Origin of the sequence: Gemmatirosa kalamazoonensis, assembly GCF_000522985.1 — a bacterium.
Taxonomy (GTDB): Bacteria; Gemmatimonadota; Gemmatimonadetes; order Gemmatimonadales; family Gemmatimonadaceae; genus Gemmatirosa; species Gemmatirosa kalamazoonensis.
The window spans coordinates 898,364-912,105 of sequence record NZ_CP007130.1 but is presented as its reverse complement, the minus strand read 5'-3'; the positions used below and the strand labels follow the sequence as shown (position 1 = coordinate 912,105).

12 protein-coding genes are annotated in these 13,742 nt (G+C 73.3%); 9 read left to right on the top strand and 3 right to left on the bottom strand.

Translation table 11 applies throughout. From position 1 onward, the window contains the following. Positions 1–9: 9 nt before the first annotated feature. Positions 10–618, bottom strand: coding sequence for an anti-sigma factor (locus J421_RS31405; RefSeq protein WP_025415099.1), 609 nt, complete (start codon positions 616–618; stop codon positions 10–12). Here J421_RS31405 and J421_RS32480 point away from each other — a divergent pair. Then, the gene (locus J421_RS32480; RefSeq protein WP_025415098.1) at positions 613–828 is read left to right on the top strand and encodes a hypothetical protein; all 216 of its coding nucleotides are present in this window, start codon (positions 613–615) and stop codon (positions 826–828) included. The two genes, J421_RS31405 and J421_RS32480, sit on opposite strands and share 6 nt — an antisense overlap. Before the next feature lie 4 nt (positions 829–832). Here J421_RS32480 and J421_RS31400 read toward each other — a convergent pair whose 3' ends face one another. Beyond that, entirely contained in the window at positions 833–1,453 is a 621-nt protein-coding gene (locus tag J421_RS31400) for a sigma-70 family RNA polymerase sigma factor (RefSeq protein WP_158509014.1), read from the bottom strand. A 298-nt stretch (positions 1,454–1,751) separates the two neighbouring features. Here J421_RS31400 and J421_RS31395 point away from each other — a divergent pair, with 298 nt between their 5' ends. The 6 genes from J421_RS31395 (at position 1,752) to J421_RS31370 (ending at position 9,857) form a co-directional block, all read left to right on the top strand. Further along, complete coding sequence (locus J421_RS31395) at positions 1,752–4,073, top strand: hypothetical protein (RefSeq protein WP_025415096.1); 2,322 nt, start codon at positions 1,752–1,754, stop codon at positions 4,071–4,073. A gap of 82 nt (positions 4,074–4,155) precedes the next feature. Then, positions 4,156–5,856, top strand: a complete 1,701-nt coding sequence (locus tag J421_RS31390) for a sodium:solute symporter family protein (RefSeq protein ID WP_104023628.1) — start codon at positions 4,156–4,158, stop codon at positions 5,854–5,856. 12 nt (positions 5,857–5,868) lie between these two features. Then, entirely contained in the window at positions 5,869–6,156 is a 288-nt protein-coding gene (locus tag J421_RS31385; RefSeq protein WP_025415094.1) for an Asp23/Gls24 family envelope stress response protein, read from the top strand. 99 nt (positions 6,157–6,255) lie between these two features. After that, complete coding sequence (locus J421_RS31380; protein ID WP_025415093.1) at positions 6,256–6,540, top strand: hypothetical protein; 285 nt, start codon at positions 6,256–6,258, stop codon at positions 6,538–6,540. 64 nt (positions 6,541–6,604) lie between these two features. Beyond that, positions 6,605–8,644 (top strand): prenyltransferase/squalene oxidase repeat-containing protein, encoded by a 2,040-nt coding sequence (locus J421_RS31375; RefSeq protein WP_025415092.1) that lies wholly within the window; start codon positions 6,605–6,607, stop codon positions 8,642–8,644. Next, positions 8,634–9,857 (top strand): zinc metalloprotease, encoded by a 1,224-nt coding sequence (locus tag J421_RS31370; RefSeq protein WP_025415091.1) that lies wholly within the window; start codon positions 8,634–8,636, stop codon positions 9,855–9,857. The genes J421_RS31375 and J421_RS31370 overlap by 11 nt, the downstream gene beginning before the upstream one ends. A gap of 199 nt (positions 9,858–10,056) precedes the next feature. On the opposite strand, the gene J421_RS31365 is transcribed toward J421_RS31370, so the two are convergent. Beyond that, complete coding sequence (locus J421_RS31365; RefSeq protein WP_025415090.1) at positions 10,057–11,454, bottom strand: MFS transporter; 1,398 nt, start codon at positions 11,452–11,454, stop codon at positions 10,057–10,059. Between the two features lie 107 nt (positions 11,455–11,561). Between J421_RS31365 and J421_RS31360 the strand changes: the two genes are divergently transcribed. Then, a complete protein-coding gene (locus J421_RS31360; protein WP_025415089.1) occupies positions 11,562–12,626 on the top strand; it encodes a glycoside hydrolase family 130 protein in 1,065 nt (354 codons plus the stop codon). A 30-nt stretch (positions 12,627–12,656) separates the two neighbouring features. Next, positions 12,657–13,649, top strand: coding sequence for a glycoside hydrolase family 130 protein (locus J421_RS31355; RefSeq protein ID WP_158509013.1), 993 nt, complete (start codon positions 12,657–12,659; stop codon positions 13,647–13,649). Positions 13,650–13,742 lie beyond the last annotated feature (93 nt).

The following is a 13,742-nucleotide window of genomic DNA, read 5'->3' as shown; positions in this document are numbered from 1 at the left end:
CTCTGCGGTTCAATGACGGGCAGCGCTAGGTCTTCGCCAACGCTCCGCCGAGGAACGGCTTCGTCGTCGGCAGCGGCGATCCCCCGCGGGCTCTTCGGTCAGCAGCACCTGCGTCACGCCGTTAGGCGTCGTCGGCACCTGGATGTTCTCGACCAGGGCGTGCCCGTCCGGGTCGGAGTTGAACACCTTCGCCGACACCGGCTTGCCGTCCTGGATGAGCCAGAGCTGATAGGCGCGCCCGTCGCGCGCCGGCGGGAGGCGGAACGCGTGCAGGATGGCGCGGTGCTGCTTGGCGTTCCAGAAGAACTGGATCCCCGGGCCCGTCACCGTGTCGGCGCCCTTCATCTGCGCGACGTAGAGGTCCTTCTCCGCCTCCAGCACCGCGTCCAGCTGCCGCTCGCGGCGCTCCGCCTTCGCGGTCGCCTGCGCGAGCTCGACGCCGCGCGACTCGAGCGAGCGGCGCAGCTGCAGGTTCTCCAGCGCGAGCCCCGCGGCGACGAGTAGCGTCGCGGCGATGCCGACCACCCAGCCCCACGAGCGCGACGCGCGACGCGGCTCGCGTGACGCGGACGTGGCCGACGGCGCGGCCGAGATGGGCACCACCTTCGTCTCGTGCACGCGCTCCACCAGGCGGTCGCGCAGGCTCGCGCTCGGCGCGACGGCGCGCGCGCGCGCGCGAGCGTCACCATCACGTCGCGGAACGACGCCACCTCCGCGGCCAGCGCGGGCGAGCCCGGGAGCGCCTGCTCCACCGCCGCCGTCTCCTCGTCGGAGGTCGCGCCGAGCGCGTACCCGGCGGCGAGCTCGAAGAGCTCCTCGCTCGTGTAGCGTCTCATAGCACGGCCCCCTCGCCGAAGTGTCGCAGCAGTTGGCGCAGCTTCGTCATCCCGAGTCGAATGCGCGTTTTCACGGTACCGAGCGGCTCGGCCAGTCGTTCCGCGATCTCCGAGTGCGAGAGCCCCTCGAAGAACGCCAGCTCGATGACCGTTCGCTGCGCGTCGGGCAGCTCGCCCATCGCGGCCGCCACCTCGACCTGTCGCTCGTGCGCCTCCACCGCGCGCGACGGGTCGCTCGGCGCGTCCTCGGCGACGAGCGCGGTGGGCGGCGCGTCGTCCACGGACACCGGTGCGAGTCGGGCGCGTCGGCCGGCGCTGCGCAGCAGGTCGAGCGCCCGGCTGCGCGCGAGCACGAGCAGCCAGCTCGCCACCGAGCCGCGCGCGGCGTCGTAGCGCGCGGCGTCGCGCCACGCCTGCGTGAAGGCGTCGAGCACCACCGTCTCCGCGTCGGTGCGGTCGCGCACGATCGACAGGGCGAGGCCCATCACCATCGCGCTGTGCCGATCGTAGAGCGCGCCCACGGCGCGTTCGTCACCGCGGCGCATGGCGGCGACCAGTCCGGCATCGTCGAGACGCGCGGGCGAATCGGAGTCGAGCACGTCACTCACGTCGCTCACGTCGCTGAAGCGAAGGAGGGGGGCGGGCCGGTCGGCGCGCGTGCCTCTGCGCTCCGACGCGGGGCGAAGGTACACGACGGCCGCCGCGCCCGACAGACGCTCGGGTCCGTGATGATCCATCGTTCGGCCGCGGTGGTGCTCAGCGCCGGAGCGGCGCGGCGAGCGCCGCGAGGGGAGAGGGGAGCGTGAGCACATCGAGTGTACGCCACGAGGGGCGGCACTGGATTCCTCGCGGCGCACGCTCTGGCCGGCGCGGTGTGCACCGGGTATTCTCCCGCGACACCGACCCGCCGAGCTCATGATCCTGTCGTCGCTCGCGTTGCTCGCCCAACTCGCCGCTGCGCAGCCGACCGCGCCGGTCCTCACGTTCCCCGAGCCCGGGCTCGACGACAGCGCGGCGTACCAGGGTTACGAGACGCGGCTCTATCGCGACGCCGCCCGCAACACGGTCCAGATCTACCTCGACGGCCGGGAAGGCCGCGTCGTGCACCTGTGGGCCGACGCGCTGAACGAGAGCCTCGGCTTCACGGCGCGCGACGCCGACGGCAAGCCGGCGCCGCTGCGGTGGACCGCGACCGACGCGCGCATCGGCCGCCACGGGAGCTGGCGCGTCCTCGAGCACGCGCTCGTCGCCGACACGCGCGCGGTGCGGATCGGCCTCGTGCTGCTCGGCTCCATGCGCGTGGAGCGCGACCTCCAGTACGCGGGACGGCAGCGCGCGCCGCTCGGCGAGCGCCCGTTCCGCGTGGCGGAGGTGGACCGCATGCTCGCCGCCATCGAGTCGCTGCCGCCCGCCGAGCGCCGGAGCCAGCTCGCGCTGCTGCACGCGGGCGACATGCGCGCGGCGTACGCGCGCCTGGAGCCGACGGTGACCATCCGCCCGGCGGCCACGCGCTGGATCGCGCGGTTCGCGCAGCCGTCGCTCGACGCGCGCGACTCGCTCGCGCTCGAGATCGAGGTCGACCCGCGTCTGGTGCAGGCGACGCGCGACGGCCGCACGCTCACGCTGCGTGCACGTTCCGGCGACGCGCGGGTGCCGTTCACGGTGCGCGTGGCGACGACCGGCGCGGCGCTCACGCCGCTCGCGCGCGAGGAGATCTTCACGCCGGAGTTCCTGTCGTTCCTCGGCGACGCCGCGCGCACGGGCAACGAGCGCGCGCGATGGCTCGAGCGCGAGGTGCGCGGCGTGGAGCTGCTGTCGTCGCGCGAGAAGCTGATGGCGGGGCTGCCGACGTATGCGACGTACTTCGGGCGCGACATGATGGTGAGCGCGCTCATGATGCGCTCGATCTGGCGCCCCGCGATGTCGGAGGCGGTCATCGGCTCGGTGCTGCGCAAGCTCGGCCCCGCGGGCGACGTGAGCCACGAGGAGGCGCTCGGCGGCCAGGCGATCCGCGAGGCCGCCGCGGAGTACGCGCGGCTGCTGGGGAGCGGCGGACGCGACTCGCTGGCCCGCGCGACGGCGGTGCTGCGGAACGCGGCGCGCACGCGCGAGAACTATCACATGATCGACGACGAGTTCCACCTGCCGGTGCTCACCGCGCGGTGGATCGTCGACAGCGCGGTGAGCGCGGCGCACAAGCGCGCGTTCCTGCTCGACTCGAGCGACGGCGGCGGCACGCGCGCCGCGCGGCTGCTGAAGGAGCTCGCGCTCGTGTCGCGCATGACGGCGGCGTACGCGCGCGACCAGCGCGCGGAGAACCTCGTCCCGTTCGCGCCGCGGGACACGGGGTGGGCGTCGCAGAGCTGGCGCGACAGCGGCGTGGGCTACGCGAACGGCCGCTGGCCGATGGACGTGAACGCGATCTGGGCGCCGCACGCGCTGGAGGCGATGGGCCGGATCCTCGACGCGTACCGCGCGTTAGGCATCCCGGTCGACGGCGTCGGCGAGCCGCTCGCGACGTACGCGAAAGACCCCTCGACCCTCCGCGCCGCGGTCGACGCGTGGCGCGGTGCGGCGCGGCACTTCGTGGTGCGCCTGTCGCCCGCCGAGGTCCGCCAGCGCGTGACGGCGCGGCTCGCGGCGATGCCGGCCGAGGAGCGCGCGTGGTGGACGCAGCGCGTCGCGGCGACCGGCGCCGACCGCGACTCGCTCGAGTTCCTCGCGCTCTCGCTCGACGCCGGGGGACGCCCCGTCGGCGTCGCGAACACGGACCCGGCGACGGGGCTGTTCCTCGGCGGCGAGGACGACGCGACGGCGCTGCGCGACGCGCGGCTGTTCGCGCGCGCGTATCCCGTCGGCCTGCTCGTCGACGGCGTGGGACCGGTGGTGGCGAACGACGCGTACGCGACGCCGCCGGTCTGGGGGGCGTTCGTCCGCGACGCGTACCACGGCCCGCGCGTGGTGTGGGGACGCGAGGTGAACCTCTTCCTGCTCGGCGTCGCCCGCCACGTCGCCGCGCAGCGCGACACGGGCGGCGCGGTCGCCCGCGAGCTGCGCGACGCGGCCCGCGCCGTGCGCGACGCGGTCGCCGCGTCCGGGTTCCACAGTGAGCTGTGGAGCTACGGGTTCGACGGCGGGCGCCCCGTGCCGCGGCGGTACGGATCCGGCGCGGACGTGCAGCTGTGGAGCACGACGGATCTCGCGGTACAGTTCGCACTGTGGCGGCTGGGGCTCTGACGCCCGTGATGTCGCCCAACACCGAGGCCACTCCGTGAATCAGAATCCCGTCGCTCATCTCGTCACGATCGACTACATCGTGATGGCCGTGTACTTCGCGGTCGTCCTCGGCATCGGCTTCGCGCTGCGCCGCACGGCGCGCACGACGACCGACTTCTTCCTCTCCGGCCGATCGCTGCCGCCGTGGGTGACGGGGCTCGCGTTCCTGTCCGCGAACCTCGGCGCGCAGGAGGTCATCGGCATGGGTGCGTCGGGCGCGAAGTACGGCATCGCGACGAGTCACTTCTACTGGGTGGGCGCGATCCCGGCGATGGTGTTCGTCGCGCTGTTCATGATGCCGTTCTACTACGGCTCGCGCGCGCGCTCCGTCCCCGAGTACCTCAAGCTGCGATTCGACGAGAAGACGCGCACGCTGAACGCGGCGAGCTTCGCGGTCATGACGATCTTCTCGTCGGGCATCTCGATGTACGCGATGGGCAAGCTGTTCCACCTGCTGCTCGGCTGGAGCTTCGACGTCAGCGTGTGGGTGTCGGCCGGGATCGTGCTCGCGTACGTGTTCGCGGGCGGGCTGACGAGCGCCATCTACAACGAGGTGCTGCAGTTCTTCATGATCGCGTTCGGCTTCGCGCCGCTCGTGTGGATCGGGCTGCGCTCGGTGGGCGGATGGGGCGGGCTCACGCAGCGCCTCGCCACGGCGGCGACGTCGCGCGGGCTGCCGGAAGGCTCGCTCACGCACGCGTGGCAGGGGATGACGAACGCGGCGACGAACCCGATCGGCGTGGAGTGGTTCGGGCTCGTCGCGGGGCTCGGCTTCGTGCTGTCGTTCGGCTACTGGTGCACCGACTTCCTCGTCGTGCAGCGCGCCATGGCAGCCGACTCGATGACGGCGGCGCGCCGCACGCCGCTCATCGCCGCGGTGCCGAAGATGCTGTTCCCGTTCCTCGTCATCCTGCCCGGCATGGTGGCGCTCGCGATGAGCGTCGGCAGCGGCACGCCGGTCATCCCGCCGAAGCTCGACGCGAGCGGCGCGCCGCTCATGGACGCCGCCGGGCGCGCGGTGCTCGACTTCGACCTCGCGACGCCGATGCTGCTCATCCGCCTGTTCCCCGACGGCATGCTCGGCCTCGGCCTGACGGCGCTGCTCGCGTCGTTCATGTCGGGGATGGCGGGCAACGTGACGGCGTTCAACACGGTGTGGACGTACGACATCTACCAGAGCCACATCAGGAAGGGCGCGTCGGACGAGCACTACCTGTGGATGGGGCGCGCGGCGACGGTGGGCGGCGTGATCCTGTCGATCGCCGCGGCGTACGTCGCGGGCGCGTTCAACAACATCATGGACCTGCTGCAGCTCGTGTTCGCGTTCGTGAACGCGCCGCTGTTCGCGACGTTCGCGCTCGGCATGTTCTGGCGGCGGAGCACGGGGCACGGCGCGTTCCTCGGGCTGCTCTCGGGCACGCTCGGCGCCGCGATCCACCACGGCCTCACGCTGCCGATCGGCGCGACGCCCGGCGTGAAGGGCGGCTACCTCGGCTCGCTGCACACGTATCCGAGCGAGCTCGCGCAGACGTTCTGGACGGCGATCGCCGCGTTCACGACGTGCTGCGTGGTGACGGTGGTCGTGAGCCTCGCGACGCGCCCGCGCCCCGACGAGGAGCTGCGCGGCCTGGTCTATGCGCTCACACCGAAGCCGAAGGACGAGTCGCGCGGGCTCGGACGGCCGGCCACGTTCGCGGCGATCGTGCTCGTGCTGACGCTCGCGCTCAACCTCATCTTCCGCTGACGGAGCCCCGCCATGAGTGGAGCATCAGGACTCGACCTGCGCTACCCGATCGGCGGTCTGTTCACGATCCTCGGCCTGCTGCTCGCGGGCTGGGGCGTCGCGACGAACGGCGACCCGGGGCTCTACGCGCGCTCGGCGAACGTGAACATCAACCTGTGGTGGGGGATCGTACTCCTCATCACGGGGATCGTGTTCCTCCTCCTCGCGCGCCGCGGCCGGCCGGAGGTGCGGCCCGCCTCGGAGACGCCGGAGGGACGCGACACGGAGCGGCGGGAGCACGAGCTGGGCCTGGAGCGTTAGGCGCGGGACTGGGGAGCGGATCTGTTGCGTCGACGCCGCATTGCGCGGGCGCCACTCGCCGTGAATCATGGGCCTCCCACCTCAACGGATCCTGGTCCCATGAACCAGCAGACGCCGGCCGAGCCCGTGCTCCCGACCGAGGCCTTCGACGCGATCTTCCGCGCCGAGTCGCTCGAGGAGCGAATCGAGTTCCAGCAGTGCGGCGGATACCAGCAGCCGGCGTGCGACGGGGGCGGTGGTGGTCCGATCACGACGACGCCGGAACCGGCGACGCTCGTCCTGGCCGCCACGGGGATCGGCGCCGTGGGACTCGGCTCGTATCTCCGTCGTCGCGCCGCGCGTCGCCGCGACGAACGGAGCTCGAACGCGTCGCTGCGCGAGTGAGTGACCAGGAAGGGGGCGCGCCGCGAGGTGTCGCCCCCTTCCCCGTTCCGGTCATGAGCTCCCAATGAGCTCCCTGCTGACGCTCGCCGGTGCGTCCGCGCACGAGCACGCGTGCCGGGTGCAGGCGGAGTACGAGCGCGAGGTCGCCGCGCTCGCGCTGCCCGGGCTCGCGCTTCCGGTGCGCCCGCTCGACGTGGTGCACGTCGCCCCGTGGCTGTTCGCCGACGTCACGCCGCGCCTCGACGACGACGCGCGCACCGCGATCGCCGTCGCGGCGCTGCTCTATCGCGACTATCTGCTCGCGTTCGACGCGCCGATCGACGGCGAGCACGCGGTGGACCCCGCGCGGCTGCTCGGCGCGGGGCTGTGGCACGAGCGCGCACTCGCGCGGCTCGCCGACGCGGTGCCGCGCGACAGCGCGCTGTGGACGACGCTCGCCCGGCTCGCACGCGCGCAGGTCGCCGCGGCGGTCGACGAGCGCGCGCTGATCGCCGCCGCCCGCCGCGGCGAGCCGTGGCGCTTCGACGCGTTCGCCGCGCTCGCCGCCGCGAAGGCTGCAGTGTTCACCGCGATTCCCGCCGCGTGCGCCGCGGCCGCCGGCGACGAGGCCCGCGTGAATGCGTGGGACGCGGTGATCGCGCCGTTCAGCGTGGCCGAGCAGATCCGCGACGACCTCGCCGACTGGCGCGACGACTGGTGCGCGGGACGGCTCACCTACGTCCACGCGTGCGCGCTCGCCGCCGCCGGCGCGGCGCCCGACGATGCACTCGACGCCGACGCCGTCGGCCACCATCTCTTCCACGGTGGCGTCGCCGACGAGCTGCTCGCCGACGCGATCGACGGCTGCGACGCATCGGCCGAGGCGGCGGAGGCGTTGGGCGCGGCGCGTTGGGCAGGCTTCGCACGCCACGTGCGTCGCCTGTGCGAGGTGATGGCGACGAAGGTCATGGAGCGCCGGGTGCGCGCCGCGCGGCTCGCGGCGGCGCCGCTCACACCCCTTCACGCGCGCGACGCGGTCGACCGCGTGCTCGGCGCGCTCGTCCGCGAGCACGACGCCGGGTACCCCGAGGCATCGCACCGCATGGCCTGGCTGCGGGACACGTCGGCTGGGTGCGAGCGGCCCGACGTGCCGGCCGACGGCGTGCACGAGGGCGCGGTGTTCCATCGCGCGATCATCGGCTGGTTCTACGGGCTCGCCGAGCGCGCGGGGCGACGCGTGCCGACGCGCGTGATCGACGAGAACCTCGACACGCTGCTCGCGATGCGCGTGGCGGGCGAGGACCAGTGGAGCTATCACCCCACGCTCGCCGCGCTGCCGCCCGACCTCGACGACCTCGCGCAGGTGCTGCACGCGTTCCTCGCGCGCCGCGACCGCGACCTCGAGGCGACGTTCGGCGCGCCGGTCGCCCGCGCGCTCGCCATGCAGCAGCCCGACGGCGCGATCGAGACGTGGCTCGTCGACCCCGCGCTCGACCCGGCGTGGCGCGCCTGGTACGAGCGGCAGATCGCGGAGTACTGGGGCCCGGGCGCGGAGCCGGAGGTCGTCGCGAACTTCGCGAGCGCACTGCTCGCATGGCGCCCGACCGCGTGCCGCCCGGCGGCGCGCGCCGCGGCGTGGGTCGCCTCTCGCCAGCGTGCAGACGGCGCGTGGGACAGCACCTGGTACGTCGGCCCGTACTACGGCACGTTCGTCGCCGCGCGGCTGCTGCGCGCCGTGGCCACGATCCTCCCCGACGCGGCCGCGTCACTCGAGCGCGCGCGCGCGTTCCTGCTCGACACGCAGCACGTCGACGGCGGGTGGGGCGTCGGCATCGCGGCGGACGCGTCGTCCACCGCGTTCGCGCTGCTCGCGCTCACCGAGGCGGCGCATCGCGGCCCCGACGACGCAGCGCGCGCGGCGATCGCGCGCGCCGCGCGATGGCTCGTGCTCGCGCAGCGCAGCGACGCGCGCTGGCTCGCGACGGTGGACTTCGTCTCGTTCGATCTGCACCGGCAGTGGCCGGCGCTGGGCGAGCGGACGCGCTTCTTCCGCAGCACCACGGTGACGAGCGCGTTCGCCGGCGCCGCCCTGCTCGCGGCGGCGCCGTGGCTCGATGCCCGCTGAGACGCGCTACCGACTGACGCCCGGCGCCGTCGTGCGCCCGTTCGATGTGTCGGGCGCGGCACCGGTGTTCCTCGTCGAGGGCGACGGGGGACGCCGGTGGCAGGTCAGCGCGGCCACCGCGGCGCTGCTCGCGCAGCTCGGCGACGGCGCGACGCTGGCCGAGGTGCGCGCACCGCTCGCCCGCGCGTTAGGCACCGCGCCGGAGGCGGCGCAGCTCGCGCGCTGGGTCGAGACGTCGCTCGTCGCGCAGGGGATCGTGGCGCGTGCCGACGCGCCGGACATGCCGGACGCGCCGCCGCGCGCGACCCTCGCGTCGCTGAACGCGCGCACCACGCTGCTGTCGGAGCGGTGGGCGGCCCGGCTCGCGACGCCGCTCGCGCCGCTCATGACGCCGCGGCTGTTCTGGGCCGCCGCGGCGCTCGTCGTCGCCGCGAGCGCCTGGGCGTGGGGACTCGCCGGCGGCGCGCGCGCGCTCGACCCCGCGGCGCTGCTCTCGCCGCTCGCGATCGCGCTGTTCGCGCTCACGACCGTGGCGCACGAGCTCGGGCACGTCGCCGCGGCGCGTCGGTTCGGCTGCGCGCACGGGCGCGTCGGCGCGGGAGTCTACCTCGTGTTCCCCGTGCTGTTCGTGGAGCTCGACGACGTGTGGCGGCTGCCCCGCGCCCGCCGCGTCGTGGTGGATCTCGCGGGGCTGTTCTGTCAGCAGGTCGCGGCGCTCGCGGTGCTCGCGGCCGGGCGCGCGTTAGGCATCCGCGCCGCCAGCGCCGCGTACGCGCTGAGCGCGGTCACCGCCGTGGTGAACCTGAACCCCGCGTTCCGCTTCGACGGCTACTGGCTGCTCGCCGACGCGCTCGGCGTCGCGAACCTGCGGCGCCGGAGCGGCCTCGCGCTCGGCGCGCTGCTGCGCGGGGCGGGGCGCGACTCGGCGCGGCACGCCGGCGGCGCGGCGCCGCTCGGCCGCGGCACCACCGCGGCGGTCGTCGTCTACGCGATCGCCAGCGGCGCGCTGCTGCTGCTCTGGCTCGGCCGCATCGTGCTCCGCGTGCCGTCGTTCGCGCGCGACACGTACGCGGTCGCGATCCGCGCCGGCCAGGCGCCGACGGTGGGACTCGTGCTCACGCTGTTCGTGCGCGGCGTCGCGCTCGCGGCGATGCTCGTCGCGCTGCTCGCTCTCGTGCGGCACGCGGCGCGGAGAGCTGCTGGATTGAATTGAGCCGCAGACGAAGCAGAGGGCTGTCCTCTCTGATCGAACCACGGGTTCGAGGTGCTGGGCGAGTACGACTCGGGATCCACCAGCGATGAAGAGGATCTCGAGATCCTTTCAATCGCACTTGGATCCCCCGGGTACTCGCCTGTCACCTCGCCCCATCGATGTTCGCTGCGGCCCTCTGCGTCCGCTGCGGTTCGATCGCTCACCCCGGCCCCCCGCTCGGCACCGGCTGCGCCGACCCCTGCACGGTGAGCGGCTCGTGCGCGTCCGCCTCGATCTCCGCCGCCGCCTCGCGGGTGCCCACGTCCTGCACGCGCGCGACGAGCAGCGCCGCGACGAAGAAGCAGAAGCCGCCGATCATCACCACGTAGAGCGGCGCGTTCGGGTTGTCGCGGCCGAACAGGGCGCGGGTCATCGGCCCGAAGAACAGCGACGCGATGATCTCCGGCGTGACGATGAAGAAGTTGAACACGCCCATGTACACGCCCATCCGCTGCGCCGGCAGCGCGCCCGAGAGGATCGCGTACGGCATCGACAGGATCGACGCCCACGCGACGCCCACCGCGGCCATGCTGAGGAGCAGCAGGTACTGGTTGTGGATCACGTACACGGAGAGCAGCCCGAGCCCGCCGCACACCAGCGCGCCGGCGTGCACCGCCTTGCGGCTCGTCGCCGCGGCGACGCGCGGCAGCACGAGCGCGACGAGGAAGCACGTGATGGAGTAGAACGCCATCGCGAAGCCGCCCCACTCCACCCCCTGCGTGTACGACGCCGACTGCGCGTCGGTGGCGCCGAACACGTGGCGCGCGACGGCGGGAACGAAGAACAGCCACATGCAGAACAGACCGAGCCAGGTCACGAACTGCACGACGGCCAGCTGCTTCATCGTCGCCGGCATGTCGCGCACCGCGTCGACGATCTCGCCGAACAGCGGGCCGATGCCGCGCGACTCGCGGCGCGCGCGCTCGAATGCCGCCATGTCCTCCGGCGGGTGCTCCCCCGTCGTGACCACCGTCCAGATCACCGCGAGGATGAACACGACCGCGCCGAGCTGGAACGAGTACTTCACCGACAGCGGGATGCCGCTCGCCGTGCTGCCGGTGACGCCGAGCTTCCCGAAGATGAACGGCAGCGCGTTCGCCAGGCTCGCCCCGATGCCGATCATGAGCGACTGCATCACGAAGCCGGCCGTGCGCTGCGACGCATCGAGCTTGTCCGCGACGAACGCGCGGAACGGCTCCATCGAGATGTTGATCGACGCGTCGAGCACCCAGAGCAGCGACGCCGCCATGAGGATCGACGACGAGGTCGGCATGACGAACAGCGCGGCCGAGGCGAGGATCGCCCCGGTGAGGAAGTATGGCCGTCGGCGGCCGAGGCGTCCCCACGTGCGGTCGCTCAGCGCGCCGATGATCGGCTGCACGAGGAGCCCGGTCATCGGCGCGGCGAGCCAGAGCCCCGGCACCTGGTCGGAGCGGGCGCCGAGCCGCTCGTAGATCGCCGACATGTTCGCGAGCTGCAGCCCCCAGCCGAACTGGATGCCGAGGAACCCGAAGCTCATGTTGAACAACTGCGGGAAGCTGAGGCGCGGCCTCGCCATCGCGGTTCTCGGTGTGGCGTGAAGGGGAATCGTGCCGGGCGCTCCTGACGGAGCGCCGTCGAACGTTGCATCGTGTCGCGTCGCTCGGCCAGCCACCGGATCCCGACATGCCCCTCACCGCGCACCGCCCCGCCGAGAACCCCATCCTGACGCCGGCGATGCTCCGGCCGTCGCGCCCCGACCTCGAGGTCGTCGGCGTGTTCAATCCTGCAGCGGTGCGGCACGGCGACGAGACGGTCCTGCTGCTGCGCGTGGCGGAGGCGCCGCCGCACGTGCGCGGCGAGGTGGCCGCCGCGGTGTACGAGCCGGAGCGCGGCGAGCTCGCGGTGACGCGATGGCGCGTGACCGACGCGGGCGTCGACGCGCACGACCCGCGCCTCGTCTCGGTCGGCGGACGCACGTGGCTCACCTCGATCTCACACCTGCGCGTCGCGCGCTCGCGGGACGGGATCCACTTCGACGTCGAGCCGACGCCCCCGCTCGCGCCGGCGAACGCGTACGAGGCATTCGGGGTCGAGGACCCGCGCATCACGCGGCTCGACGACACGTACTGGATCAACTACACCGCGGTCTCGCCGCTCGGCATCGCCACGGCGCTCGCGTCGACGCGCGACTTCCGCACGTTCGAGCGGCACGGCGTGATCTTCCCGCCGAACAACCGGGACGTGACGATCCTCCCCGAGCGACTCGGCGACCACTACGTCGCGCTCCACCGCCCGATGCCGTCGGGGCTCGGCACGCCGGCGATCTGGGTCGCGACGTCGCCGGACCTGTTCGCATGGGGCGAGCACCGCTTCGTCGCCGGGGCGCGCCCGGAGATGTGGGACGACACGAAGATCGGCGGCGGCGCGGTGCCGTTCCGCGTGCGCTGGCGCGGCCGCGACGCGTGGCTCGCGGTCTACCACGGCGTGACGTCGCCGGACAGCTACGCGCTCGGCGCGCTCCTCCTCGACGCCGACGACCCGTCGCGCGTGCTCGCCCGCTCGGCCACCCCGATCCTCGCACCGGAAGCGCCGTACGAGCGCGAGGGATTCTTCGGCGGCGTGGTGTTCACGTGCGGACTCGTGACGGACGGGGATCTCGTGCGCGTCTACTACGGCGCGGCTGACGGCGTGACGGCCGTGGCGGACCTCTCGCTCGACGAGATACTGTCGTCGGTGGAGGCGCTGTGACGTCTCATGCCGAGCCACGAGAACGAGAGGATGATCCGGCTTCCCGCCCTGCAGCGCTTCCCCACGAACCCGATCGTGCGCCCGGAGCGGATCCCGTACGCGCGCGCGGCCGGCGCGTTCAATGCCGGCGCGGCGATCGATCATCGCACCGGGAGCGTCGTGCTGCTCGTGCGGGTGTTCGAGTCGGACACGGAACGCTCGTCGCTCGCGCTCGCGGTCTCGTCGGACGGCGAGACGGTCGACGAGATCCTCGACCGGCCAGTGCTCACGCGCGAGATGCCGTACGAGCAGTGGGGCGTGGAAGACGCGCGCATCACGTTCCTCGCCGACGAGGGACGCTACGCGATCACCTACACCGGCTACTCCCCCGACGGCCCGCGCGTCTGCCTCGCGACGACCGACGACCTGCTCGCGCCGGAGCGCTACGTGCGCCACGGGCCGCGCCTCGCCGGGGAGAACAAGAACTGCGTCGTTTTCCCCGAGCGCATCGACGGCCGCTACGCGATCCTGCACCGGCCGATGCCGCGCGCGGTGCTCGCCCGCGCCGATGCGCTCGAGGCCGAGTGGCCTAACGATGGACCGACGGTGCTCGGCCCGCGCCCGGGCACGTGGCGCAGCGCCCGAGTCGGCGCCGGCGCGCCGCCGGTGCGCACTCGGCTCGGCTGGCTCCTGCCGTTCCACGGCGCGACGACGATCGACGAGGGGAACGTCTACTCGATGGGCTGGTGCGTGCTCGACCTCGAGCGACCGGAGCGCGTGCGCTACGTGAGCGACGCACCCGCGCTCACGCCCGAGGCGCCGTACGAGATCGAGCCGGGTCCCATCCCGCAGGTCGACATGGCGAACTTCCGCACCGGCGTGCGCGTCGTCTTCCCACAGGGCCTCGTCGAGCGCGGCGCCGACTACCTCGTGTACTACGGCGCGGCAGACGTGTCGGTAGCGGGTGCGCGCGTGTCGAAGGCCGCGCTGCTCGATGCGCTGGACGTGGCGATCGCGCGGGGCGAGGGAGGCGTGCCGTGGTGACGACATCGAACCGCAGAGGACGCAGAGGACGCAGAGGAGAACAACAACAATCGTCTCGTGTTGTTGTTCTCCTCTGCGTCCTCCGCGCCCTCT